Origin of the sequence: Lacrimispora xylanolytica, from assembly GCF_026723765.1 — a bacterium.
Lineage (GTDB): Bacteria > Bacillota > Clostridia > Lachnospirales > Lachnospiraceae > Lacrimispora > Lacrimispora xylanolytica.
In genome coordinates, this window is record NZ_CP113524.1 from 832716 (window position 1) to 856385 (window position 23670).

At 42.1% G+C, this 23670-nt stretch carries 23 protein-coding genes; 22 read left to right on the forward strand and 1 reads right to left on the reverse strand.

The genetic code is table 11. The features are described 5' to 3' along the window. The first annotated feature begins 28 nt into the window (after positions 1 to 28). From OW255_RS04000 to OW255_RS04035, 8 genes are all read left to right on the forward strand, one after another. On the forward strand, positions 29 to 559 hold the full coding sequence (locus OW255_RS04000) for a GNAT family N-acetyltransferase (RefSeq protein ID WP_024837188.1): 531 nt from the start codon (positions 29 to 31) through the stop codon (positions 557 to 559). 140 nt (positions 560 to 699) lie between these two features. Beyond that, positions 700 to 1812 (forward strand): tetratricopeptide repeat-containing glycosyltransferase, encoded by a 1113-nt coding sequence (locus OW255_RS04005; protein WP_268115706.1) that lies wholly within the window; start codon positions 700 to 702, stop codon positions 1810 to 1812. Further along, entirely contained in the window at positions 1809 to 2921 is a 1113-nt protein-coding gene (locus OW255_RS04010; RefSeq protein ID WP_268115707.1) for a tetratricopeptide repeat-containing glycosyltransferase, read from the forward strand. The genes OW255_RS04005 and OW255_RS04010 overlap by 4 nt, the downstream gene beginning before the upstream one ends. A gap of 411 nt (positions 2922 to 3332) precedes the next feature. Then, on the forward strand, positions 3333 to 5072 hold the full coding sequence (locus tag OW255_RS04015) for a methyl-accepting chemotaxis protein (RefSeq protein WP_268115708.1): 1740 nt from the start codon (positions 3333 to 3335) through the stop codon (positions 5070 to 5072). A 146-nt stretch (positions 5073 to 5218) separates the two neighbouring features. Continuing rightward, a complete protein-coding gene (kduI, locus tag OW255_RS04020) occupies positions 5219 to 6061 on the forward strand; it encodes a 5-dehydro-4-deoxy-D-glucuronate isomerase (RefSeq protein ID WP_024837184.1) in 843 nt (280 codons plus the stop codon). A 207-nt stretch (positions 6062 to 6268) separates the two neighbouring features. Further along, positions 6269 to 6946, forward strand: a complete 678-nt coding sequence (locus OW255_RS04025) for a response regulator transcription factor (RefSeq protein WP_024837183.1) — start codon at positions 6269 to 6271, stop codon at positions 6944 to 6946. Beyond that, on the forward strand, positions 6943 to 8478 hold the full coding sequence (locus OW255_RS04030; protein WP_268115709.1) for a sensor histidine kinase: 1536 nt from the start codon (positions 6943 to 6945) through the stop codon (positions 8476 to 8478). The genes OW255_RS04025 and OW255_RS04030 overlap by 4 nt, the downstream gene beginning before the upstream one ends. A 102-nt stretch (positions 8479 to 8580) precedes the next feature. Further along, positions 8581 to 8772 carry a YjfB family protein gene (locus OW255_RS04035; protein WP_268115710.1) on the forward strand — a complete coding sequence of 64 codons (192 nt, stop codon included), beginning with the start codon at positions 8581 to 8583 and terminating at the stop codon, positions 8770 to 8772. A 58-nt stretch (positions 8773 to 8830) separates the two neighbouring features. Here the strand turns inward: OW255_RS04035 and OW255_RS04040 are convergent, their stop codons facing one another. Beyond that, positions 8831 to 10645, reverse strand: a complete 1815-nt coding sequence (locus tag OW255_RS04040) for a glycosyltransferase family 2 protein (protein WP_268115711.1) — start codon at positions 10643 to 10645, stop codon at positions 8831 to 8833. 590 nt (positions 10646 to 11235) lie between these two features. Here OW255_RS04040 and OW255_RS04045 point away from each other — a divergent pair. From OW255_RS04045 to OW255_RS04110, 14 genes are all read left to right on the forward strand, one after another. After that, complete coding sequence (locus OW255_RS04045) at positions 11236 to 12243, forward strand: HD-GYP domain-containing protein (protein WP_024837179.1); 1008 nt, start codon at positions 11236 to 11238, stop codon at positions 12241 to 12243. 251 nt (positions 12244 to 12494) lie between these two features. After that, a complete protein-coding gene (flgB, locus tag OW255_RS04050) occupies positions 12495 to 12875 on the forward strand; it encodes a flagellar basal body rod protein FlgB (protein WP_024837178.1) in 381 nt (126 codons plus the stop codon). A 17-nt stretch (positions 12876 to 12892) separates the two neighbouring features. Next, complete coding sequence (locus OW255_RS04055) at positions 12893 to 13204, forward strand: flagellar hook-basal body complex protein FliE (RefSeq protein WP_024837177.1); 312 nt, start codon at positions 12893 to 12895, stop codon at positions 13202 to 13204. Positions 13205 to 13230: 26 nt separating this feature from the next. Then, positions 13231 to 14856 carry a flagellar basal-body MS-ring/collar protein FliF gene (gene fliF / locus OW255_RS04060; protein WP_024837176.1) on the forward strand — a complete coding sequence of 542 codons (1626 nt, stop codon included), beginning with the start codon at positions 13231 to 13233 and terminating at the stop codon, positions 14854 to 14856. Then, entirely contained in the window at positions 14846 to 15850 is a 1005-nt protein-coding gene (gene fliG / locus OW255_RS04065; protein WP_024837175.1) for a flagellar motor switch protein FliG, read from the forward strand. The genes fliF and fliG overlap by 11 nt, the downstream gene beginning before the upstream one ends. Then, positions 15843 to 16640, forward strand: coding sequence for a FliH/SctL family protein (locus OW255_RS04070; protein ID WP_268115712.1), 798 nt, complete (start codon positions 15843 to 15845; stop codon positions 16638 to 16640). Before fliG ends, OW255_RS04070 begins: the two co-directional genes overlap by 8 nt. Before the next feature lie 14 nt (positions 16641 to 16654). After that, a complete protein-coding gene (fliI, locus tag OW255_RS04075; protein ID WP_024837173.1) occupies positions 16655 to 17956 on the forward strand; it encodes a flagellar protein export ATPase FliI in 1302 nt (433 codons plus the stop codon). A 21-nt stretch (positions 17957 to 17977) separates the two neighbouring features. After that, on the forward strand, positions 17978 to 18427 hold the full coding sequence (gene fliJ, locus OW255_RS04080) for a flagellar export protein FliJ (RefSeq protein WP_024837172.1): 450 nt from the start codon (positions 17978 to 17980) through the stop codon (positions 18425 to 18427). 73 nt (positions 18428 to 18500) lie between these two features. Continuing rightward, the gene (locus OW255_RS04085) at positions 18501 to 19739 is read left to right on the forward strand and encodes a flagellar hook-length control protein FliK (RefSeq protein WP_268115713.1); all 1239 of its coding nucleotides are present in this window, start codon (positions 18501 to 18503) and stop codon (positions 19737 to 19739) included. 18 nt (positions 19740 to 19757) lie between these two features. Further along, on the forward strand, positions 19758 to 20465 hold the full coding sequence (locus OW255_RS04090) for a flagellar hook assembly protein FlgD (RefSeq protein WP_268115714.1): 708 nt from the start codon (positions 19758 to 19760) through the stop codon (positions 20463 to 20465). 14 nt (positions 20466 to 20479) lie between these two features. Beyond that, on the forward strand, positions 20480 to 20854 hold the full coding sequence (locus OW255_RS04095; protein WP_024837169.1) for a TIGR02530 family flagellar biosynthesis protein: 375 nt from the start codon (positions 20480 to 20482) through the stop codon (positions 20852 to 20854). 77 nt (positions 20855 to 20931) lie between these two features. Then, a complete protein-coding gene (locus OW255_RS04100) occupies positions 20932 to 22548 on the forward strand; it encodes a flagellar hook-basal body complex protein (RefSeq protein ID WP_268115715.1) in 1617 nt (538 codons plus the stop codon). Between the two features lie 61 nt (positions 22549 to 22609). After that, the gene (locus OW255_RS04105; RefSeq protein ID WP_024837167.1) at positions 22610 to 22813 is read left to right on the forward strand and encodes a flagellar FlbD family protein; all 204 of its coding nucleotides are present in this window, start codon (positions 22610 to 22612) and stop codon (positions 22811 to 22813) included. Positions 22814 to 22844: 31 nt separating this feature from the next. Further along, positions 22845 to 23654 (forward strand): motility protein A, encoded by an 810-nt coding sequence (locus tag OW255_RS04110; RefSeq protein ID WP_268115717.1) that lies wholly within the window; start codon positions 22845 to 22847, stop codon positions 23652 to 23654. The last annotated feature ends 16 nt before the right edge of the window (positions 23655 to 23670 follow it).

Sequence of the window (23670 nt, forward strand, 5' to 3'; positions counted from 1 at the left end):
ATTCATATATGATTAGGAGATAATTGTTATGCTGTTAAAACACCCGAAGTCCCGATTTGAGGAAATATACCAGGTTTATGAAGAAGCTTTTCCAGCTATTGAGCGGCGAACCAGAGAGGGACAGGAAAGAGTCTTTGATCATCCTCTTTACCGTATCCGCATCGTGGAAGAAGAGGGAAGGGTTTTTGCCTTCTTAGGATACTGGGAGCTTTCTGGCTGTATTTTCTTAGAGCATCTTGCCACCTTAAAGCAGTCCAGAGGCAAGGGATATGGAAAACGCCTTGTGGAGGAGGTTTTAAAAGAGACAGAAAAACCAGTATTTCTTGAGATAGAGCCTGTGACAGAAGCTGACCCAATGACTGGCCGCAGAGCTGGTTTCTATGAAAGACTAGGGTTTCACTTAAATCCATTTTTCTATGAGCAGATGCCTCTAAAGCCAGAAGACAATCCCCTCAGGCTCATGATCATGAGCTATGGGGGCCCCATGACGAAAGAGGAGTTTCTGCCCTATAAAAAGGAAATATATGAAATGGTCTACGGAGTAAAAGTAACGGATTAACCCTATCGTTTCACAGAACAAGTCCTATCTGCATATACTTAATTTAGCAAATAAAATGGGGGCAGGAATCCGGTTATCTGGAGGGAATAAGGTACGTATAATGAAATATAAGTATGGATCCCCAAAAGGAGTTGGTCAAAGTGAATCGATATAAGGTATGTGTATACGCAATCAGTAAGAATGAAGTAGAATTTGTGGACCGATGGATGGACGCGGTATCAGAAGCAGATGAAGTGATTGTAACTGATACCGGTTCCACAGATAAAACCGTGGAAAAGCTTCGGCAACGCGGAGCCATTGTTTATGAGGAAACCATTTCTCCCTGGCGCTTTGATACCGCCAGAAATGTGGCCATGAACCATATTCCAGAAGATGCAGATATCTGCGTTTCCAATGATCTTGATGAAGTATTTGAACCAGGGTGGAGACAGAAGCTGGAGGCTCAGTGGAAACCGGGACAGACAAGAGCACGCTATTTATTTTCCTTCAGCTGCAATCCTGACGGAAGTCCGAAGAAACAGTTTCCCATGGAAAAAATTCACGCAAGAAACCATTACAAATGGATTCATCCCGTACATGAAATTTTAGAATACAGCGGGGAAACACCGGAAATATCTGGCTGGATCAGTGGTATGGTGCTGAATCATTTTCCGGATGAATCGAAACCAAGAAGTCAGTATCTTCCCCTCCTGGAATTATCTGTGGAGGAAAATCCCTTAGATGACAGAGCCACGTTCTGGCTGGGCAGAGAGTATGTATTTCATGGTCAATATGAGAAAGCAATCAGTACTTTAAAACGTCACCTTTCCCTTCCAACTGCGAAATGGCTGGAGGAGAGAAGTGCTTCCATGCGTTTTATTGCTCACAGCTTTGAAGAGCTTGGCAATAAAAGAGAAGCAAGGTCCTGGCTTTTTAAAGCGCTTGCTGAGGACCCTGATGTAAGAGAACCTTATCTGGCCCTTGCAAAAGCCGGATACTTGGAAGGCGACTGGCCCCTTTGCTATGCGATGGCAGAAAAAGGTCTCACAATTACAGAGAGCACGGGAAGTTATCTGGTAGATCCAGTGAGCTGGGGCTATGCGTTTTATGATTATTGTGCCATCAGCGGATATCGGATGGGCATGTATGAAAAAGCAAGGGAACATGCAAAGAAAGCCCTTTCCATGGATCCTGACAATGCAAGGCTTAAGAGCAATCTTGCCTTAATCGAAGACCGGTGCAAGAAAGAAACCAGTGAGGAGGTATCCTCATGAGCGGATTAAAGATATGTGTCTATGCCATCTGTAAGAATGAAGTTGCCTTTGTGGATCAATGGATGGATTCCATGAACGAGGCTGACCTTATTGTTGTGACGGATACAGGTTCTGATGATGGCACCGTAGAGAAGCTTCGGGAAAGAGGCGCTGTGGTTTACGTGGATATCGTAAAGCCATGGAGATTTGATGTTGCCAGAAACATTTCTCTGGATCACGTTCCGGAAGATGTGGACGTTTGCGTCTGTACAGATTTAGATGAGCTTTTTGAACCCGGCTGGAGAAAAAAACTGGAGGAAGCATGGTTAAATCACAAGCCAGTGCACCAGGGAGATATTTCAAAGACCGGCCGTTATCTTTATAACTGGAGCCTTAAGGCAGACGGAACCCCGGATATTCAGTTCTACTACTTTAAGGTGCATGAGCGTAAGAACTTCCGCTGGAAATGTCCTATCCATGAATTCGTTCAGTATGTGGGAACTCAGCCTCTGGAAACCGTATATATCGAAGGTATGGTACTCAACCATCATCCCGATCCTACAAAATCCAGAGGGTCTTATCTGCCCCTTTTAGAGCTTGCTGTGGAGGAAACGCCTGAGGATGAGCGGATGCGGTATTATCTTGGCAGGGAATATATGTATAAAAGCCAGTGGCAGAAATGCATTGATACCTTAAATGAGTATCTGAATCTTCCGTCCGCTAACTGGCCGGATGAACGATGTGCAGCCATGCGCTGGATTGCAAGAGCCTATTACCGGCTTGGAAAGACGAAGGAAGCATACAGCTGGTATTACCGCGCCATAGCCGAGGTACCCACCATGAGGGATCCTTATGTGGAATTTGCAAGAATGTGCTACGAGCTGAAGGACTGGACCATGAGCTACTATATGGCAAAGGAAGCATTAAAAATAACAGAAAAATCCAGAACGTTTGTAAATATGGGCTATTCCTGGGATTATACCCCGGATGATCTTTGCTCCATAGCTGCATACCGTATGGGAATGCTTGATGAGTCCGAAGAGCATGCGAAAAGAGCATTAGAGCATGCCCCGGAGGATGCCCGATTAAAGAATAATCTGCAAATGGTAATTGCAACAAAGAAAGGTTAAATCTTTCTTAAAATGTGCCTTGAACCCAACAAGCCTTGGGTCAGGGCGCATTTTTTCTTTTGTGCTATTTGATTGTAAGAGCAGATAATGAATTCCTGCGCTTTCAACTGGTGTGGATTATTGATGGTTATAAAACAGAATAAACCTATATTTTTCGCAGTTTTTTAGTATCTGTTCTATATTTGTCTGAATTGTGTATTGTAAAGTCTTTTGTGTAAGAAAACAGCTTATATTGATGGTGAAGCTTAAATTATGATACAAGTATAGAATTATAATTTTTATAAAAAGATAAAATAAGACATAAAAGTAAAAAGTTATACATTATTACACCAAACTCGCGTTGCACTTGTCAGATATTGGATGTATCATAATGAATATTATTAAGTCTATGCAATCATGGAGGAATACATAATGGAGACGCAAAAGAAGAAACGATTGCAGGTCAGGGGAAAACTGATTTTATTTGTCAGTGCCATGTTGTTCACTACAATTTTTGTATTAACAGTAATTTCCTACATCAGCTTGGACCGTGCATATCAAAACTGGATTAAGTCCAGTTATGAAAGCTATGATCAGAATATTAAGACGGCAGTTGAAAATCTTGTCAGTGTATTGGATGACAACTATAAGCGCTATGAAAGCGGTGAGCTTACGGAGCAGCAGGCGAAAAAGAATGCAGAAAGCATAGTCCGTAATGCCAGATACGATGGAGGAAGCGGTTATTTCTGGGCAGATACGTCGAACGGTCTTTGCGCCGTGCACATGAATCCTGAATATGAAGGAAAAGAACGGTTCGATGAGACGGATAAAGCAGGCAATTATTATATCAGAAGCTTTATTGAGAATGGCGCAAAATCAGGAGGCGGATTTACTGATTTTTATTTCACGAAGCCTGGTCAGGATGGAGTGTACGCAAAGAGAGCCTACACACTCAGATTCGCGCCTTATGACTGGAATATCAGCACCGGAAATTACATTGACGATATCAATGACGCGGTGGCTGCTCACCAGAAGGAGAAGCTGATGGAAATGGCTTTCCTTCTTTTGGTTTCGCTTGGGATTTGCGCAGCAGGCCTTTTCATTCTTACTGGCCGTCTGAGTAAGATTACCGCACCCTTAACCCCTGTTGCTAAACGTCTTAAGCTATTGGCAGAGGGAGATGTTCATACACCCCCTGTGACCATCAGCGAGACAAAAGATGAGCTGGAAGTCCTCTCAAAGGCAACGGATGAGCTGATAGGACAAATGGCAGAGGTAGTTGCAGATATTACCAATCACATGGAGCATATGTCACGGGGAGATATGACCCTTCCTGTGGAAAAAAGATATGCAGGAGATTTTGCACCGATCCATAATTCTCTGACTCTTATTTACCAGCAGTTAAACCGGACGCTGAAAATCATACGTCAGTCAGCTGACCAGGTAAATGCAGGTTCTACCCAGGTGGCAGATGCCGCTCAGGCTCTGGCTGCCGGTGCCACAGAGCAGGCTGGAACCATAGAAGAGCTTTCTTCCTCCATAACAGTGGTTTCCTCTCAGGTAGAGCAGAATACCACTCATATAGAAGAAGCTGTTGACTATGTGGAGCAGACCGTATCTCGTGTGGAAGAGAGCAATGATAAGATGAAGCAGATGCTAAATGCCATGGATGAAATCAAGATTACCTCAGATGAAATAGGAAAGATCACGAAGGACATCGATGGAATTGCTTCCCAGACAAACCTCCTGGCTTTAAATGCTGCGGTGGAAGCTGCCCGGGCAGGCGAAGCCGGAAAGGGATTTGCTGTGGTAGCTGACGAGGTAAGAAGTCTTGCGGCAAAGGCAGCCGAGGCAGCAAAACGTACAGCACTTCTGGTTGAGAATGCGACCCGTGCCGTAGAAGACGGACTTACCACGGCAAAAGAAAATGCAGAGCTTCTCTCCGATGCGACCAATCAGGCCAAGCATGTCAAAGAGCTTATGGAGACGGTAGAGCAGGCTTCCAGGGAGCAGTCAGTGGCTATGGAGCAGGTTACCTCTTCAATTAATCAGATATCCGCTGTGGTGCAAAGCAATGCAGCTACGGCAGAGCAAAGCTCTGCTTCCAGTGAAGAGCTGTCGGCACAGGCAAATCTGCTGCGTGATGAAGTGGCTAAATTTCACATTCTTTAAATAAGTGAATGATTTTACTTCATGGAAAACAGGATTTGTTGTTGGTTTTTCACAATAAATCTAAGAACCGGTTGAATTAAAAACCTGCTTGTGATACCATGAGAGTGGTCAGTTATTTCTAAATACAACAAGGAGGGTTTTAATAAATGGATATCCGTTACTCAGCAAATCAAAGAGATTTCAAGCGCTACACAACAGAAGAAACAAGAAATGAATTTTTAATTGAAAATTTATACGTTGCCAATGAAGTGGTAGCTGTATATTCCCATGTAGATCGTATGGTTACATTAGGTTGTATGCCTACAACAGAATCTGTTTCTATTGACAAAGGTATTGATGTTTGGAAAAATTTTGGTACAAGCTATTTCCTTGAGAGACGTGAGATCGGTATTTTTAATATCGGTGGAGCAGGAACCATTGTTGCAGATGGGGAAGAGTTCAAGATGAATTACAAAGACTGCTTATACATCACAAAAGGAACAAAGGAAGTTACCTTCTCCAGTGCAGATGCAGCAAACCCTGCCAAGTTCTATATGGTAAGTGCACCAGCTCACAAGGCATGCAAAACAACCTTTATTCCTATTGAAAAGGCAGCGAAAAAGCCTCTTGGAGCAATGGAAACAGCAAACAAGCGTGTCATCAACCAGTTCATTCACCCAGACGTACTGGAAACCTGTCAGCTTTCCATGGGTATGACTGTTTTAGATGCAGGAAGCGTTTGGAACACCATGCCATCCCACACTCATGAGAGACGTATGGAAATCTATATGTACTTCGAGATTCCGGAGAACAATGTAGTATTCCACATGATGGGAGAAGGCAATGAAACAAGACATATCGTAATGCAGAATGAGCAGGCAGTGATCAGCCCATCCTGGAGCATCCATTCCGGAGCAGGTACCAGCAATTACACCTTCATCTGGGCAATGGGTGGAGAGAATCAGGCATTTGACGATATGGATACCATTCCAACTACTGAATTAAGATAATATTTATATATAGAAGCAGATGCACCTTTGGTGTATCTGCTTTTTTATGGAATATAACCCTGTAATTGGGGGAATTATTCCATGGACAGTCATTTCTCGCTTATTCGTGTGAAATCTCTGTGAAAATGTAGAAATTCCTCTTTTCATTTGTTACAATATGCTCAGAAATACATGAAAAGAAAAAGGATCTGATTTCAGGAGGTTGCGATGGAACAGCTAAAAATATTAGTGGTTGATGATGAATCCAGAATGAGAAAGCTGGTAAAGGATTTTTTGAGTGTGAAGGGATTTACCGTAGTAGAGGCTGCCAATGGAGAGGAGGCTGTGGACGTATTCTTTGAACAGAAAGATATCGTTCTGATTATCCTTGATGTTATGATGCCTAAGATGGACGGTTGGGAAACCCTTAAGACCATCCGCAAATATTCTCAGGTCCCGATTATCATGCTGACGGCAAGAGGAGAAGAAAGAGATGAGCTTCAGGGCTTTGACCTTGGTGTGGATGAATATATCTCAAAGCCTTTCAGCCCTAAGATTTTAGTTGCAAGAGTAGAGGCCATCTTAAGAAGAAGCAATGCAGTTCCAGCCGATGAGGTGGAGATCGGAGGAATCTGTATTGATAAGGCTGCCCATCAGGTAACCATTGACGGAACCTACATTGAACTAAGCTTTAAGGAATTTGAACTGTTAGCTTATTTCCTTGAAAATCAGGGAATCGCCCTGTCCAGGGAAAAGATTTTAAATAATGTATGGAATTACGATTATTTTGGAGATGCCAGAACCATAGATACCCATGTAAAGAAGCTTCGAAGCAAGATGGGGGAAAAGGGAGATTACATCAAAACCATATGGGGAATGGGATATAAATTTGAGGTGAGTCAATGAAACATTCCATAAAAGCACGATACGCCATTATTTTTGTAGGACTGATGGCGTTTGTGCTTATTTCTACCTGGTGCGTCAACAGCTGGTTTTTAGAAAGCTTCTACACCATAGATAAAGTGCACATTCTGGAACGCGCCTATAATGAGATTGACCAAGTGGTAGCAGAAGCCAATGAAAGCGGAAAAGGAATTATTGGGTATTATAAGGATACCTATGATAAGGACTTTAAAAATGAAGGTCCTGTCCAAAAGATGTTCCGCATCATGGGAGAGAAATATAACCTTGCCATGGTCTTAATCGACAGCTCCACAGATGAAGCTCTTATGTCAACCAGCGGAGACCGCCAGTTTTTAACCAATCGTGTGGAGGATTATATCTTTGGAAAAGATATGCCGCACACGAATATAATGAAGAAGTACGACAATTACGTAATTCAAAAGACCTATGATACAAGGTCGGATTCTTACTATCTGGAAAGCTGGGGATATTTCTCCGATAACAGGACTATTTTCCTCATATCCATACCCCTTGCCAGCATCCGGGAAAGTGTGTCCTTATCCAATCGGTTTCTTGCTTATGTGGGCGGCGTCGCACTTTTGGTCGGAAGCATTATTACCTATTTTACCACCAAAAGAGTCACTTCCCCCATACTTGCATTGTCTAACCTGTCGGAAAAGATGTCCGGCCTGGATTTTGATGCTAAGTATACGGGAAAAGAAGAAGATGAAATCGGCATTTTAGGAAACAGTATGAACAAGCTTTCTGACCGGTTAAAGGATACCATAGGAGAGCTGCGGGCTGCCAATGAGGAGCTTCAAAAGGATATTGAAGAGAAAGTCAAAATCGACGACATGCGTAAGGATTTTATTGCAAACGTATCTCATGAATTAAAAACGCCCATTGCCTTAATCCAGGGATATGCCGAGGGGCTCACCGAGGGAATGGCAGATGATCCTGAAAGCAGGGAATACTACTGTGAAGTAATTATAGATGAAGCCAATAAGATGAACAAGATGGTCCGTCAGCTATTAAATCTTACCGCCATCGAATTTGGAAACGACGCTCTCCAGCAGGAACGGTTTGATATAACGGAGCTCATTCGTGGAGTGATAAACTCAGCGGGAATCTTGATTCAGCATAACAATGCAACCGTAAAGCTTGAGGAGTGCGGACCCATTTACGTCTGTGCCGATGAATTTAAAATAGAAGAAGTCATTACCAATTATCTGAATAATGCCTTAAACCATCTGGGCGGAGATAGAACTATTATCATTACCGCAGAAGAAAAAGGAGCGGAAGCCCTTGTAACCGTGTTTAACACAGGTCAGAACATTCCGGAAGAAGACATACCTAAACTATGGACTAAATTCTTTAAGGTTGATAAGGCCCACACAAGGGAATATGGTGGCAGCGGCATCGGACTTTCTATCGTTAAGGCCATTATGGATTCCCATAAGAAATCCTGCGGGGTGCGCAATGTCTTAGGTGGTGTTGAATTCTGGTTTACCCTGGATCTTTATAAAGAATCGTAATTTCATATCAGCCTGTTATCAGAAGCTTTTTATATCCGATATATAATAAGAAGCAAAAGATAATGGGGATTGCAGTTACGACTGCATGAAAGGAGAACGAATATGGATGTTGCTGCATTTAGCATGGATATGAGCATGGCAAGGGTTCAGCAGGAGGCAGGTCTCTCTATTGCAAAAAAGGCCATGAATCAGCAAGAACAGCAGGCAGCCGGACTTCTCGATATGATAAGCCGTGCAGCTCCTGGTCAGATACCTCCTGGTGGTGTTGGACAGATCGTAGATACAAGAGCATAATGATAAGTCTCCCTGTTAAGGCAGAAGATATACTTTCTGCCCTGACAGGGAGTTTTGTTTATTTTGGCTTTGTTGCAAGGACCAGATACCGATTTAGGTGCTCTGACCTGTTTGGCATTAAAATAGACGGCAGATTTGCCTCAAAGATGCCACTCGCGTTGGGCTTCAATCCCTGTTCCATTAGGATTGATACCACTTCGTTTAAAGGAATGAGTGTCATGGAATGCTTTCCATTTAGAAGTCTCTCTTCCTCCAGCTCCCTTTTTAAGCCAAGAGAATAGGGGTTGGTTAAATAAAAGGATATCACCCCTCCAGGTTTCAAGCGAGAAGCACATGCCTTTAACAGTTCCGAATAATCCGGGTAAAGAGATATTTCCTTTCCAATGGAGATATACTGATAGCTTCCAGCCGGGAGCGCGCGGTGCATATCATACCTTGACTCTGCAATAGAGACAGTCCCCTTTAATGGCTTTAAGTCATCAGCCAGATTGGAATCACCAATGGCAAAGGAAAAGGTAACCTTTTTCCCCAACCGCCTTAATCCGGTCATAAGCTGTATCACATCAGCTCCAAAGCCGGGGTCAATGGAAAGAATCGGGGTGTCCTCAGGAAGATCAGGAAAGGTAGTCTCTAAATGAGTCAAAAGGTAAGGATCATAGCAGAAGTTATGCCCCCATGGGTCCACACCGTGTTTCTGAATAAACAGACTTCTTCCATTTTGCAGCGTCCGGTATTTTAACTGGTCTTCCTTTCCGGAAATACTGCCAAAGTGGTAACACCAGGTATCCTTGCACAGTATTTGCTTGTAACCAGCCCTCCGCGCCCGAAGGCTGAAATCATCATCCCAAAATTCCATGGTATAATAAAACCGGTCTGCAAACCCTATGGTATTTACCTTATCAATATCATAAAGGGCAATTACAGGCATAAGCCGGCATTTCTCTTCCCATAAGTAGGGACATTTGACGTTATGGGACTTTGCTTTTTCTTCCGCATTCTCCGGTGTAAATTCATCCGCCATGCCCTGGAGGTTGCTGGTATTTGGCGTACTGGGAGCCACGGAAATGATATCCGGATCGGATTGAATGCAGGTCAGCAGATTATCCAGCCAGTTGCTTGTTAATATGGTATCGTTATTAATAAAGGCAGCATATTTTCCTTCACATACCCGGTACATTAGGGAAAAAATCATGGCTTTTACATTTCGTTTTAAAGTCAGTACCTTACGAATGCCCAATTCCTTGAAATATTCTTCCGTTTCGTCCGTAGAGCCATCATTCAGCAGAATCAGCTCGCAGGAGTGTTTGGCGAAATCTGTATTTCGAAACAGGCTTTCCAGACATTTTTTTGTATACTCTACCTTATTATAAACAGGAATGAAAATAGAGACCAGGTAGTTCTTACCCCTGTCTTCATAGGTGTTCCGGTGATTTGGTATAAACTCATGTTCATAATAATGACTCATTTTTTCTTTATCAGGATAAATCAACAGCCAGAAATAGGTATCCTCCTTCCATTCTTTAAGAAATGGGATCAATTGAAATTCTGCCAGATCCTCCGCTTTCTTTAGCTGGTCTGTCTCTATAAATTCCGTTAATTTGTCAATGGTCCACTTGGAGTTTTCATACATGGCCAGGTAGGAGACTGGAATTTCCAGTATTTTCGGATCATGGCAGATGAATTCTAATCTGGAAAGTCCAATGGAGAGAATTCTTATATGACTTTTGCTATAAGTAAGCTCTTTATTACTTATAGCAGCTGGAAGCTGGCAGGCAATGGAAATAAGAAACTCCTGAAGTTTGACCGCTTCCTCATACTGCTTTTTGGAAGCGTCTTCCTGAGTGGCATCTGCAGTTGAATTTTCTATATTCATTATTACTTCCTCTTTCATTCTAAAATTTGATTTCAGATTTCATAATTTTGTTTATCGTTCTATTATATGAAGACAAATCTCATTTCTTGAATCCAGCTTTTCTCGAAAAAAATTATCTTTTGCTCTTTACTTTTTATGTTTTCACATGGCCTGACAGCTGCATTTTCAAGCGTTTATCCTCTATTCCTGGTTAATGAGTATTAAGATACTGATAAAATGACAAAAATCGACTAAAATCGCTTATTATTTTGACTTAGGTTTCGATATAAATATAGAAAAGTTAATAATTGATAGAAATATAACCAAAAAGTGAAACCAAAACTTATGAGAGGTATCAAAATATATGCCTTTGATACCATATACTTTCTTGGTAACAAAAAGTAAATGTTCCTATTAAAAGAATATATAAAAATTATTGTGGATTCTTCAGATTCTCTTTTTATTGATACAACCAGTATAGGATTGGAGGGTGAAGAATTTACTGAATTTCATAAAAGACACTATGTATCTTAGTCACAATGTGTGGGGTAAGGAAAGCGCAGCAAGAAGGGTTGTGCTGGAGGCGGCTTTTAAAGTAAGGGGGGAGAGGCTTGTACAGAATATTGGCAATTGATGACACTTCTTTTTTTCTTAGGGTATTAGAAGACATGCTCTCAGAATATTATGAGGTGTTTACTACTGTTTCCGGAGAAATTGCATTCCGGTACATGGAACAGATAAGACCGGACCTGATTCTTTTGGATCTGGCAATGCCTAAGATTGATGGCTGGCAGATTATGAAACAGCTAAAAACCAGACCGGACTGTTCTGACATACCAGTTATTTTCATAACATCACAAACGGATAAGGCCATTGAAGCGGAATGCTTAAAGATGGGAGCCTACGATTTCATCTCGAAACCAGTGGTAAAGGAAGTCCTTTTATGCAGAGTCAGGCGGGCTCTGGATACAAAAGATTCTAACAGACAGCTTAAGAGAAAGCTGGAGCAAAAGACAAAAGAGCTGGAGACCATTTCACTGGCTTCTGTCAATGCCATAGCGGCTTTAATAGACGCCAGAGATAACTACACAAAAGGACACTCAGAGCGAGTGGCCAGATATTCTGTCTTAATTGGGGAGAATATGAATTGGTGTAATGAGGAAATCAGGCGTTTATATGAGATTGCCCTACTTCATGATGTGGGAAAAGTAGGAGTGCCGGACGAGATACTTCTAAAAACCACGGAGCTTACAGCGGAAGAAAAGGAAATCATGAAAACCCATACGGTCATTGGGGGAGATATTTTAAAAGACATATCCACCGTCAGAGACTTAGAACTGGGAGCAAGGTATCATCACGAGCGGTTTGATGGGAAAGGATACCCGGAAGGACTGATGGGAGCTCAAATCCCTTTACTTGCAAGAATCATCTGCGTAGCAGATTCCTTTGATGCCATGAGCAGCAACCGGTGCTACCGACCAAAGCTTGACCCTGAGGTAATAAAAAAGGAGCTGCTTAGAGGAAGCGGAAAGCAGTTTGACCCGGAGGTAGTATGGGCATTTTTGAAAACCTGGGAAGACCTGCCTGTCATGGGAGAAAAAAAGCAACGGAGAGTCTAATGGCGATCTAGGTAAACTCATTATACAAAATGCCGGATAGTAAGCAAGATTATAACCAGTATTTGGATATTGGCTTACTAGAACTTTCTTGACAATATATGTAATAAAATGTAAAATAAAGTAAGTTTTGAATTACAAAAAAAATATAATTTTGGAAGAGCTTGTCGAAATTTTAACTACATTTAGAAGTTTACAGCCCTAAAATGTTTTAGGAGCATTTTCTGGAAGAAGTGAAAGTGAGGAACAATCCGATGAATTTAATATTTGGAAACAATATTTCCATGGCGGAGAAGACTCTGGATTATCTGTGGTCAAAGCAGAAGGTTACCCTTAACAACATAGCCAATGGAGATACTCCGGGATACAAAGCCCAGTATGTAACGTTTGAAGATGAATTCCGCAAACGTTTGATGACAGGAAGAGAGGGCACATCTCAGGACATAGGCAATATCATTGGAAGTTCCAGACATTTCATTAGAAATACGGATAATGAATCAGCAAGAATGGATGGAAATAATGTGAATATGGACGTGGAGAATGTGGAATTAGCAAGAACAACGTTGCAGTACCAATATGAACTTAATGCTTTAAACAGCGAGATAAGCAGACTACGTACGATAATTAAAGGTTAAAACAGGAGGTACATAATATGGAACAGATGTTCATAACACCCATCATTCCCTTGGATTCCATAGGAAATATTGGAAGTGACAAGAAGGTAACATCCGGAAATGCAGGAAGTACTGTATTTCAGGATGTTTTTAGAGAGGCCATTCAGAATGTAAAAGCGACGGATAAGGAATTGACCACCCAGGAATATTTACTGTCCACAGGTCAGATCGATGACGCTCATACCGTTCCGGCAGCAGCAGCAAAAGCCCAGTTATCAGTAGAACTTTTAACAGCACTTCGTAATAAGGCACTGGAATCTTATAACGAAATGATGAGAATTAGTATTTAAGATGGATAACGGGGCGGACAGAGGCGATGGAAAAAATTAAGGAATTTATAAACGGTCTTAGCAGTAAGACAAAGAAGATTGCAATAGCCTCAATCGTAGGCGTATTGGTTGTGGCCGGATCAGTGATCCTGGCATTGTCCATGAGAGCTAAGCCTTTTGAAGTAATGTTTACAGGCATTGGCAACGAGGAAGCCAAGCAGATTATAGGTAAACTGCAAGAGGATGGGGTTTCTTATCAATATGAAAACGGAGATATTCTGGTACCGGTAGAGCAGATGGACGTGACCAGAGCCAAGCTGGTTTCAGAAGGGTATCCCAAAAGTGGATTTACATACGATGTATTTAAAAATAATGTTAACTTAATGACTACAGATTCCGATCGTAAGACCTTTAAGCTTTACGATCTGGAGACCAGAATTGGTTCAACCATTCAGCTTTTTGATGGTGTAAAAGAAGCATATGTAACGATAGCCCTGGGAGAGACTTCCAAGTATGCGCTGTCTGAGGATAGTGCTAAGGAAGCGAGCGCCCAGGCTGTTGTTGTGATGAAAGACGGCGGATCACCTTCCGAGGAGCAGGCAAAATCCATTCAGCTTCTTATTTCCAGAAGTATCCCTGGAATGGTCATTGACAATGTTTCTGTCTTTGACGGGAACGGCAGAGAGATTACCGTAGATTCCGAAGAAGAGGATATTAATACAGGAAAAGCAAGCGAGGAAATTGCTAAAGTAATTGAAGACCAGATTTCAGCCAAGGTAATCAATGTGCTGGGACCGGTATACGGCAACGGAAACGTAAAGGTTTCCGCTAAATGTACGGTCAATATGGATAAATTAATCCGTGAGAGCATTGTATATAATACTCCGGATAAGATTGACGAGAAGGACAAAACAGGTATTATTTCAGAAGAGTCCATTAACAGAGAATTCTCCGGAGATAAGCAGACAGCATCTGGCGTTGCCGGATCAGAAGCAAATGCTGATATACCGGAATATAATGCAGCAGGAACAGGAACCGGCGGAGATGGTTCCTACGCTTCCAGTGGTCTAAACAGAAAGTACCTCATTAATCAGATTAAGGAGCAGGGACAGATAAATCCCGGAAGTCTTGAAAATCTTACAGTTTCCGTAGTTGTGAATGGGACTGATTTTGGTACGCTGACAGTGGATGATATCCGTAATCTGGCTGGTAATGCAGCAGGAATTGCCCAGGCGGACAGAGCGGAGAAAATCACTGCAGTCGCTGCACCGTTCTATACGGTTGATGTACCAAAACAGCCGGAAACATCAGAAGTAGCAGGGGCTAAGGGTATGATTGTGAATCAGTGGATACTGATTGCGGCTGCAGTCGGTGTGTTATTGCTTGTATTGATCGTCATATTGGCAATTAGAAGGGCAAACAAAAAGAAAGCCATGATTGTTGAAACAGAGGACAGTCAGGAGGATGTTCCAGTGATTCCCGACATACCAGAAGTGGAAGAAGAAACAGTGGAAGAAGAAGTGGAACCGGTTGAACCTGAGATTTTCGTTCCGGAAGTGGATCGGGGCGCAGAACTGCGTGAAAGCATCCGTGAGTTTGCAGACCAAAATCCTGAGATTTCGGCCCAGTTGCTGAAAGCATGGTTGAACGGAGGAGACAATAATGACAACTAGTCTGAGACCAGAACAAAAAGCGGCAACTGTTATTGTTTCGCTCGGAGTAGAGAAAGCGTCAAAAATATATAAATATCTTACGGAAGAGGAAATTGAAAAGCTTACAGTCGAAGTGGCAAAACTGGGACATGTAGAAGCTAAGGCCACAGAAGAAGTGCTGGATGATTTCTATAAGACCTGTCTGACTCAGAAGGTCGTGACCGATGGTGGTCTTGAATATGCCAGAACCGTATTAGAGAAAGCATTTGGTGAAAGCACAGCAAGCAACCTCCTCCAAAAGGTGACACAGTCACTGAAATCCAGATCCTTTGGATTTATCAGAAAAAGTGATTCTAAGAATCTGTTTTCTATCCTGCAGCATGAGAGACCTCAGACCATTGCTTTGGTGCTTTCCTATACCACAGAGGATATGACAGCAGAGCTTATTTCAGAGCTGCCTCCTGAGAAGAGATTTAAAGTAGTAGAGGCCATAGCCCGAATGGAGAGTGCTTCTCCCGATGGCATTAAGATTGTGGAAGATGAGATCAAAAGGAAGTTCTCCGGTATCATTACCACCGATTACACAACGGTGGGCGGTATCGATTACATTGCAAACGTAATGAACCGTATGGACCGTGGAAACGAAAAGCTTATCTTCGAAGAGCTGGGAAAAAAGGATTCCGATCTGGCAGATACCATCCGCAAGAAGATGTTCGTATTCGAGGATATCGTTACTATGGACAATCGTTCCATTCAGCGTTTCATTCGCGAGTGCGATATGAAGGATATGGTTTATGCTCTTAAAGGAACCAATGAGCAGATTTCTGAATCTATCTTTGCTAATATGTCCAGCCGTATGAGAGAAAGTATTATGTCTGATATGGAAGTTACCGTTAATGTTCGTGTGAAGGATGTACAGGAAGCTCAGCAGAGAATCGTTGCTACCATCAGACGTCTGGAAGAAGAAGGCGAGCTGATTATCAGCAAGGGTGGAAAGGATGATATCATTGCCTAATATTATTAAGGGGATAAAGACAGAAGAACGTGTTCTGGAATATGCATTTGAAAGAACATTTGATGATATCATTAAAGTTGCAAAAGAAGAAGAACATCTGGAAGAACTGGCAGTTGAAGAATTTGTTGATAACATTACAGATAAGCTGAAAGAAGAAGCAGAAATCATATACAAGCAGGCTTCTGATGCATATGAGGAAGCCACAAGGCGTTCGGAAGAGATACTTTTGCAGGCCAGAGAAGAAGCCGCGAGGCTTCTGGAGGAAGCCAGAGAGAATGGTTACCGGGAAGGATACGAAGCAGGTCTTCTTGACGGAACCAACAAAGCATATGAGGATCATAAGAGTGAACTGAATCTTCATATGGATGAGTTTAAGCTGGCTGTAAAGACTACCATTGAAAGCATTACAGTAGAAAAAGACAAGCTTCTTGATAAGTATATCGACGATTTAAAGAAAATCACCCTGACCATAGCAGAAAAGGTGATCCAGACAAGCTTAAAATCAAGCGGTGAAATCATAAAACGAATGATCGTTGGTGCTGCTGGAAAGCTTAAAAAAACCCAGTGGGTCAAGATCTATGTGTCGCAAAAGGATGCAGGAATGATGATACAGGGAGATGTGGGACTTCTCAATGAATTATCCCACATCTCCGGTAATATTAAAATAATTGCAATGGATCATGCTGAGGATGGCAGCTGTATTATTGAGCTTCCGGAAGAGATTATTGATGTCAGCGTCAATACCCAGATTGAGAATATCAAAGGAATACTCAATAATGCCAGACTGTAGCAGGAGGAACCCCCATGTTTAAGGAACTTTCTGATCTTATAATGAAGACAGAGACGATTGACCATATTGGTAAGATTGAAAATATTGTAGGAATGTCCATGGAAGCATCGGGCGGTAAAGCAAGTATCGGTGACATTGCTTATATCTATAACGAAGACAAGCAGGAACAGATACCGGTTGAGGTTGTGGGTTTTAAAGATGATAAGATTCAGCTGATGGCTTATGAAAATATGAATGGTATTGCAGCGGGCAGTTTTGTAAGAAATACGAAACGCCGTTTAAAAATACCGGTTGGTGAATTTCTAAGGGGACGTATCATTGATGCAAAAGGAGAGCCTATGGATGGAAAAGGTCCTTTTGAATCCCCTAAATTTTACTATGTGGAGAACCCATACATAAATCCAATGGAGCGTCCTCCTATTTCTGAAAAACTGGAATTCGGAGTCAAGGCAATTGATGGAATGAATACCATTGGAAAAGGACAGCGTATCGGAATCTTTGCAGGTAGTGGTGTTGGAAAGAGTACCCTGCTTGGAATGATTGCAAGAAATGTAAAAGCAGATATCAATGTAGTAGCTCTCGTTGGAGAGCGAGGCAGAGAGGTCCGGGAATTTATTGAAAAGGATCTCGGCCCAGAGGGAATGAAGCGTTCCGTTTTAGTCGTGGCTACCTCTGACCAGCCAGCCATGCTTCGTATGAAGTGTCCGCTGGTTGCAACCACCATTGCAGAGTATTTTAAAAATCAGGGCAAGGATGTTTTGCTCATGATGGATTCCCTCACCCGTTTTGCCATGGCACAGCGCGAAATTGGTCTGGCCATTGGAGAACCTCCGGTAGCACGTGGATATACTCCTTCCATTTATGCAGAGTTTCCCAAGCTTCTGGAACGAAGCGGTAATTTTAAAGAGGGTTCCATTACTGGAATCTATACGGTTCTGGTAGAAGGTGATGATACCAATGAGCCCATTGCAGATACGGTACGAGGAATTGTAGACGGACATATTGTACTGAGCCGAAAGCTGGCGAATGCAAACCATTTCCCGGCCATTGATGTAAGCGCCAGTATTTCACGATTGATGAACAATATCGTATCAGACGAGCATCGGGAGATGGCTTCCCGTGTCAGGGATATTTTGAGCATTTATGAGAAGAATGAAGATCTCATTTCCATCGGTGCTTATAAAAGTGGCACCAATCCAAAGCTCGATGTAGCAATCGCTAAAATAGATAAAATCAACGAATTCCTGTGTCAGGGAATACAGGAAAACAACAGCTACGAAGAAATCCTTGACAAGATGAAAGAAATTTTAAGGTAAGATTGAGAAAGCAGGCTGCAAATGAAAAAGTTTAATTTTCCTTTAGATACCGTTTTAAATTACAAAGATCAGACTCTGGATAATTTAAAAAGCGAACATGCCATCATCCTGGCTCAGGTCGTTCAACAGGAGCAGACCATTCATGCATTATCAGAACAGAGAATGGCCGCCTGTACCCGTTTCCGGGAGGAGACTCATTGCGGTATGACAGTAAGTGCCATGCGGGAATATGAATCATATATCACTTACATGCAGCAGCGGATTCTATATGAAGAAGTAACCTTAAAAAAGCTTAGGGTGAAAGAAGAGCAAAAGCGCAATGAGGTTGTTGAAGCCAGAAAAGAAAAGACTTCTATTGAAAAGCTAAAGGAAAAAAAGCTGGATCATTATAACAAAGAGGTGCTGCGCAGCGAGGAGCTGTTCATTGAGGAGTTCGTTTCCAATACCATGTCAGTTCGTAACAGCAGGTAATTCTGTCAGAGAAATCTCTGCCAGTTACCATATAAAATCAGCCTTATGGCAAAAAAAGAAAGGAGGCGAAGAGATGAATATCAATACGAGTTATGTGGATCTGATTGAGAAACCGAAACCGGAAGCTCAAAAGAAAGATGGGAAAACGGAAGATAGTATCTCAGGCTTTAAAAATCTGCTGAAAGATAAGACCCAGAAGAAGAGTGCAGGGCCTGAAAAATCCAAGCCGGAAGCAAAAGATAGCGGGGAAGAGGCGGCAATGCAGTACATTGGCAGCAATCCTACTAATAATAAGGTTGTTGATAATAATGCACCGATCCAGGAACAAAAACTGCCGGAAGAATATCTGCAGACCATGTTTTCAACTGGAATCTTTCAGGGGAACAAAAATTCTCTTGAACTGTCAGGAAAAGTTAACCCAGCTCAGCTTTTAAAATCACTGAATCCAAACAATGAGTCAGAAGAAACGGAAGGCCCAGGTGTGACGGCAAACGGATTTGAGAATCTGATTTCAGATGAGTCACAAAAGCAAACGGACGCTGTTTTACCAAAAGGTCCCGGATTACATCTGATGGGAAAGAAATCAGAACTAGATGAAGCCATTACTCCTGATAAGAACCAGGAAGTACTAAAAGGTCCTGGCGTTGTAAAAAAAGATACCTTAACCGGCCCTGGATTTGCTGAGGCTGTTAAGGAAAACGCTGGCCCGGCATTTGTGAAAAATGAAAAGGCAGAAGCAAATGAAGGGAAAGAAGTCAAAGAAGAAGACGGAATCACTTTAAAGGCTTTTGAAAATCTTCAAAGCAGAAATACGCAGCCAATACACGCCGTACAAAGACAAGAAGAAAAAGCTGTGACTATGCCTGTGAATGAAAACGATCCGGAAGAAATGGAAGCCAGATTGTCAAAGCAAATCCTTAGTCAGATTAAGACTGGCAAAGACAGCATGGAGCTTCAGCTGGAGCCTCACAATTTAGGAAAGATCCTTCTTAAGATTTCCAATGAGAACAATCAGGTACACGTATCTATTGTCTGCTCTGAAAGTAAGACGTTAAAGCTTATTTCTCAATCAGCAGCTGAAATTGGAAACATATTGGAATCCAATATGGAACGTCCATTCCAGGTGGTAGTAGATAAATCAGAAGCCGATTATCTCAATAACCGGAACCAGGACCAGCAAGGTGGCGGACAGGATCAACAGCACCAGCAGCAGAACCAGAAACAATCTGATGACGGTATCGATGATTTTGCTCAAAAGCTGAGACTGGGAATGTTTGGCTCCTACAGCGGAGAATTCAAAGAGGCAGAATAGGGATAAGGAGATAAAACAATGGCAGTGGATGGAATAAATTCAGCAGCTAAAACCAACCCGATGACTGGGGAAACGACAACCAAGAAAAACAGTGATCTAAGTACTGAAAGCTTTTTTAAGCTGTTAGCAGCTCAGCTTCAGAACCAGGATATGTCAAGCCCTATGGATAATTCGGAGATGATGACCCAGATGACTCAGATTGCCATGATGCAGGCGATGCAGAACTTCTCAACAGCGATGGATGATTCTGCGAAGGTCAACACCATTAATTATGGAACTTCCATGATTGGTAAGAAAGTGTCGATTTCGTATATGGATAAAGATGGAAGTCTGGTCAAAAAAGAAGGAAAAGTAGAGCGGGTAGATATTTATAACGGTTCTCCGAGACTGTTCCTGAGTGGCGATACGTCATCAGATGGCTATGCTGTCTCAAGTATCATGTCTGTTCATAACAATGAATCTACAGCAATGGATGATTTTTCAAAGATAAACACCATTAATTATGGAACATCTATGGTTGGTAAGAAAATAATGGTGACTGGTAAAGACAGTAATGGCAATACGGTAAATAAAGAGGGAATTGTAGCTAAAATAGAGATTCACGAAGGCGTTCCCAAACTTTACCTGGAGGGAGATACAACAAACAGTTATGCTGTTTCTGATATTGTCACTGTCTATGATATGGACACTGATAAAGGAACGGCTGATGATAACACCAAAAAATAGACAGGTGATGCTACATGATTGAAAAGATAAACCAATATGAAGACGTCAGGCAGCTGAAGCTGCGAAGCTCTGCGGCACTGTCAGAATGTGGCAGCAGCTTTAGTGATATGCTTCATGACCGTATTCAAAAAAGCGGGGAACTTCATTTTTCCCGACATGCGGCAGAACGGGTGAATGAAAGAGGGATTGAGATGTCTGATGCATTTTTAAATGACTTAAAATCCGCAGTTGACAAAGCCCGTGTAAAAGGTGCGAAGGATGTGGTAATCATAAGTGAACGGGGAGCTTTCATTGTGAATGTACCCAACAACACAGTTGTAACTACCATGTCTGGAAATGAAATGAAAGATAATATTTTTACTAAGATTGACAGTGCCGTTTTATTATAGCCGGACCGTTAAGGGGGCTTATCCTGTATGTCCGATTGACATAAGGAGAACGGCGAAGGGAAGAAAGGAAAAAGCATATGGTTAAATCAATGTTCGCTGGTGTGGCAGGACTTAGAGCACATCAGTCAAAGATGGACGTTATCGGTAATAATATTGCGAATGTAAATACATGGGGGTATAAATCAGCCAATATGTCCTTTAAGGATGCTATGTATCAGTCAACTTCTGCTGGATCAGCAGGTGATACAAAGAACGGAGGATACGGTGCGGTAAATGCAAACCAGATAGGTTATGGTGTTACAACTGGTTCTATTGCCTATGATTTTGGTACAGGTGGTATGTCTCCTTCCGCAAACGGACTGGACTGTATGATTGATGGAACGGGATTCTTCCTGGTAGGTCCGATGCTGAATGGTGGCAGCATTTCTCTTGATTCAGAAGATGCAGTAAAATCCAGTGGATTGTATTTATCCAGAGTTGGAAAATTTAAAGTAGATCCCAATGGTTACTTAGTTGATGATAGTGGTAATTATGTTTATGGCTTTCAGAATGGTAAGTATGATGGTGATGCAGAATTTGCAAAAGGTGCACTGTCACCACTAAAACTTCCTACCAATGCTGATATGGAAGCAGTTACAAAAGGTAATAGCAGCTCAGCACTCGCTAATGCAAAAACAGCACTGGATAAGGCCCAGGCAGCAGTAAATACTGCGATTATTGCAGCGGGTACTGCTAGACAGGAATATTTCGAAGCGAAAGCAGTTTATGATAATGCATATAAGAATAATAGCATTGGAAATATAGGAACTCTCATTGTGGAAGCTAATACTCTGAAAGACGCTATGGATAAGTTATATTCAGAGTATAAAAATGATACGACTGGAGATCCGGGCAGCACTAAATTGAAGGCTTATACTCAGGCTAAGCTGGAATATGATGAGAAGAATTTTGAATTGCTCAGGGCGAAATCTAAGGTAAATTTGAAAGACTCCCTTGGAAGTTATACTGAAGTAACATTAGGTGATGTTATTAAAAAATATGCCGAAGATTATACAGCTCTTCAAAACGGTGATCCAACTGATACAGCTGCTTATGCCATCTTAAAAACGAATTTAGCAAATTCAACTGTGGAACTGGAAAAAGCACAAACATTTCTTTCGAAATCAGACAGCGATTCTTTACAAGGAATCATGACATCAAAGGAATTGGATGTTGCTGATAAGGATGCAAAATTAAAAGCCGCTCAGGATGCTCTGAAATCAGCACAAAGTACATATGACACTGCATTGAAAGCAAATTCCAATTCCCAGGGGACTTCTTCCTCTAATCCAGACGGGGTAGCTGAATTTTCAAATTATAAAATTCAGGAAGATGGAACCATTGTCGGAACAACAAGTAGTAATGCACCTGTTGTTATCGGAAAGATTGCTTTAGGAAGCGTACCGAATACGGGCGGTCTTGAAAAAGACAGTGGATACTATTACACCATCGGAGCCAGTGCAGGTAATGTAAGTGTCAATGAAGCGGGTGGTTCTGAGGGAAGAATCCTTGGAAACTACTTAGAGATGGCAAAGGTAGACCTTGCAACTGAAATGACCGATATGATCACCACTCAGAGAGGTTTCCAGGCAAACTCAAAGATTATTACCGTAACAGACCAGATGCTGGAAGAATTAGTTAATCTGAAACGATAAAATTTCATAATGCGGAGAGGCAGGTAATGCCTCTCCTGACATAAGGGGAGGGGACCACGCTGTGATACGTTTGACTAGACTAAATGGGGAAGAGTTTGTGATTAACTGCGTGCAGATTGAGCGGATTGAATCCATACCGGAATCCAATGTCATATTGGTGAACGGAAAGCACTATGTTGTACAGGAGAGTGTGGAGGAAATTATTTCAAGAACAGTGGATTTCAATGCTAGAATCTTGGCCAGCGCACAGAGGCTGAAGGACTGATCCTGGATTAAATGAAAATGGGAGGTTATTCATGGATGTATCTTTGATAGTGGGGTGGATACTGGGAGCTGTCTTAATTGTCTTAGGAATAGGGACAGATAAAGTGGCAAATTTTATACATATCCCCAGTGTGATCATCGTTATCGGAGGAACAGCGGCAGCACTTATCGCCAGTTATCCATTTCGAATGCTTGCCCAGATTCCCAAACACATTGGAATCATGTTTGGAGCTCAGAAATACAATGCTGGCGAAGTTATTTACAAGTTTGCAGACATGGCACAGACTGCCAGAAAAAGAGGACTTCTTATTTTAGAAGAACAGGCAGGGTCTATACGTGATCCTTTTTTAAAGCAAAGTGTCATGCTCATTGTAGATGCAGTGGATGCGGAGCGAATCAGGGAAATCCTGGAAGGTGAAGTAAACGCATTGATTGACCGCCATGAACAGCAGATCAGTATCTTTGAGAGGTGTACCTCACTGGCACCGGCATTTGGTCTTGTAGGAACACTGGTAGGTCTCGTAAACATGCTGAAGGGACTTAATGTAGAGCAAGGTGCAGGAGGCATTGGGGCAGATATGTCCACAGCATTGCTGTCCACATTTTATGGTTGTATCCTGGCCCATATGCTTTTTGCACCAATGGCAAAAAAGCTTCGTATCCGCAATGAGGAAGAGGTTCTTTATAAGCAGATCATTATAGAAGGTGTTTTATCAATACAAGCCGGAGATAATCCCAAATTTTTGGTGGAGAAGCTTTTCTCTTATTTGTCCCAGGACCAGCAGAAAAAATATATGAAACATGGTAGTATCGGGACAGACGACACAGGTGCTGTTTCATAGACCGGTTCCAGCTACA

Bases quoted from the DNA above. Each gene is read 5' to 3' on its own strand.
- fliF (WP_024837176.1), top strand. From the start codon at position 13,231: ATGGAAAAAATTAAGGAATTTATAAACGGTCTTAGCAGTAAGACAAAG.
- OW255_RS04055 (WP_024837177.1), top strand. From the start codon at position 12,893: ATGGAACAGATGTTCATAACACCCATCATTCCCTTGGATTCCATAGGA.
- OW255_RS04100 (WP_268115715.1), top strand. From the start codon at position 20,932: ATGGTTAAATCAATGTTCGCTGGTGTGGCAGGACTTAGAGCACATCAG.
- OW255_RS04040 (WP_268115711.1), bottom strand. From the start codon at position 10,645: ATGAATATAGAAAATTCAACTGCAGATGCCACTCAGGAAGACGCTTCC.
- OW255_RS04000 (WP_024837188.1), top strand. From the start codon at position 29: ATGCTGTTAAAACACCCGAAGTCCCGATTTGAGGAAATATACCAGGTT.
- OW255_RS04010 (WP_268115707.1), top strand. From the start codon at position 1,809: ATGAGCGGATTAAAGATATGTGTCTATGCCATCTGTAAGAATGAAGTT.
- flgB (WP_024837178.1), top strand. From the start codon at position 12,495: ATGAATTTAATATTTGGAAACAATATTTCCATGGCGGAGAAGACTCTG.
- OW255_RS04030 (WP_268115709.1), top strand. From the start codon at position 6,943: ATGAAACATTCCATAAAAGCACGATACGCCATTATTTTTGTAGGACTG.
- OW255_RS04035 (WP_268115710.1), top strand. From the start codon at position 8,581: ATGGATGTTGCTGCATTTAGCATGGATATGAGCATGGCAAGGGTTCAG.
- fliI (WP_024837173.1), top strand. From the start codon at position 16,655: ATGTTTAAGGAACTTTCTGATCTTATAATGAAGACAGAGACGATTGAC.
- fliG (WP_024837175.1), top strand. From the start codon at position 14,846: ATGACAACTAGTCTGAGACCAGAACAAAAAGCGGCAACTGTTATTGTT.
- OW255_RS04015 (WP_268115708.1), top strand. From the start codon at position 3,333: ATGGAGACGCAAAAGAAGAAACGATTGCAGGTCAGGGGAAAACTGATT.
- OW255_RS04025 (WP_024837183.1), top strand. From the start codon at position 6,269: ATGGAACAGCTAAAAATATTAGTGGTTGATGATGAATCCAGAATGAGA.
- kduI (WP_024837184.1), top strand. From the start codon at position 5,219: ATGGATATCCGTTACTCAGCAAATCAAAGAGATTTCAAGCGCTACACA.
- fliJ (WP_024837172.1), top strand. From the start codon at position 17,978: ATGAAAAAGTTTAATTTTCCTTTAGATACCGTTTTAAATTACAAAGAT.
- OW255_RS04085 (WP_268115713.1), top strand. From the start codon at position 18,501: ATGAATATCAATACGAGTTATGTGGATCTGATTGAGAAACCGAAACCG.
- OW255_RS04095 (WP_024837169.1), top strand. From the start codon at position 20,480: ATGATTGAAAAGATAAACCAATATGAAGACGTCAGGCAGCTGAAGCTG.
- OW255_RS04090 (WP_268115714.1), top strand. From the start codon at position 19,758: ATGGCAGTGGATGGAATAAATTCAGCAGCTAAAACCAACCCGATGACT.
- OW255_RS04110 (WP_268115717.1), top strand. From the start codon at position 22,845: ATGGATGTATCTTTGATAGTGGGGTGGATACTGGGAGCTGTCTTAATT.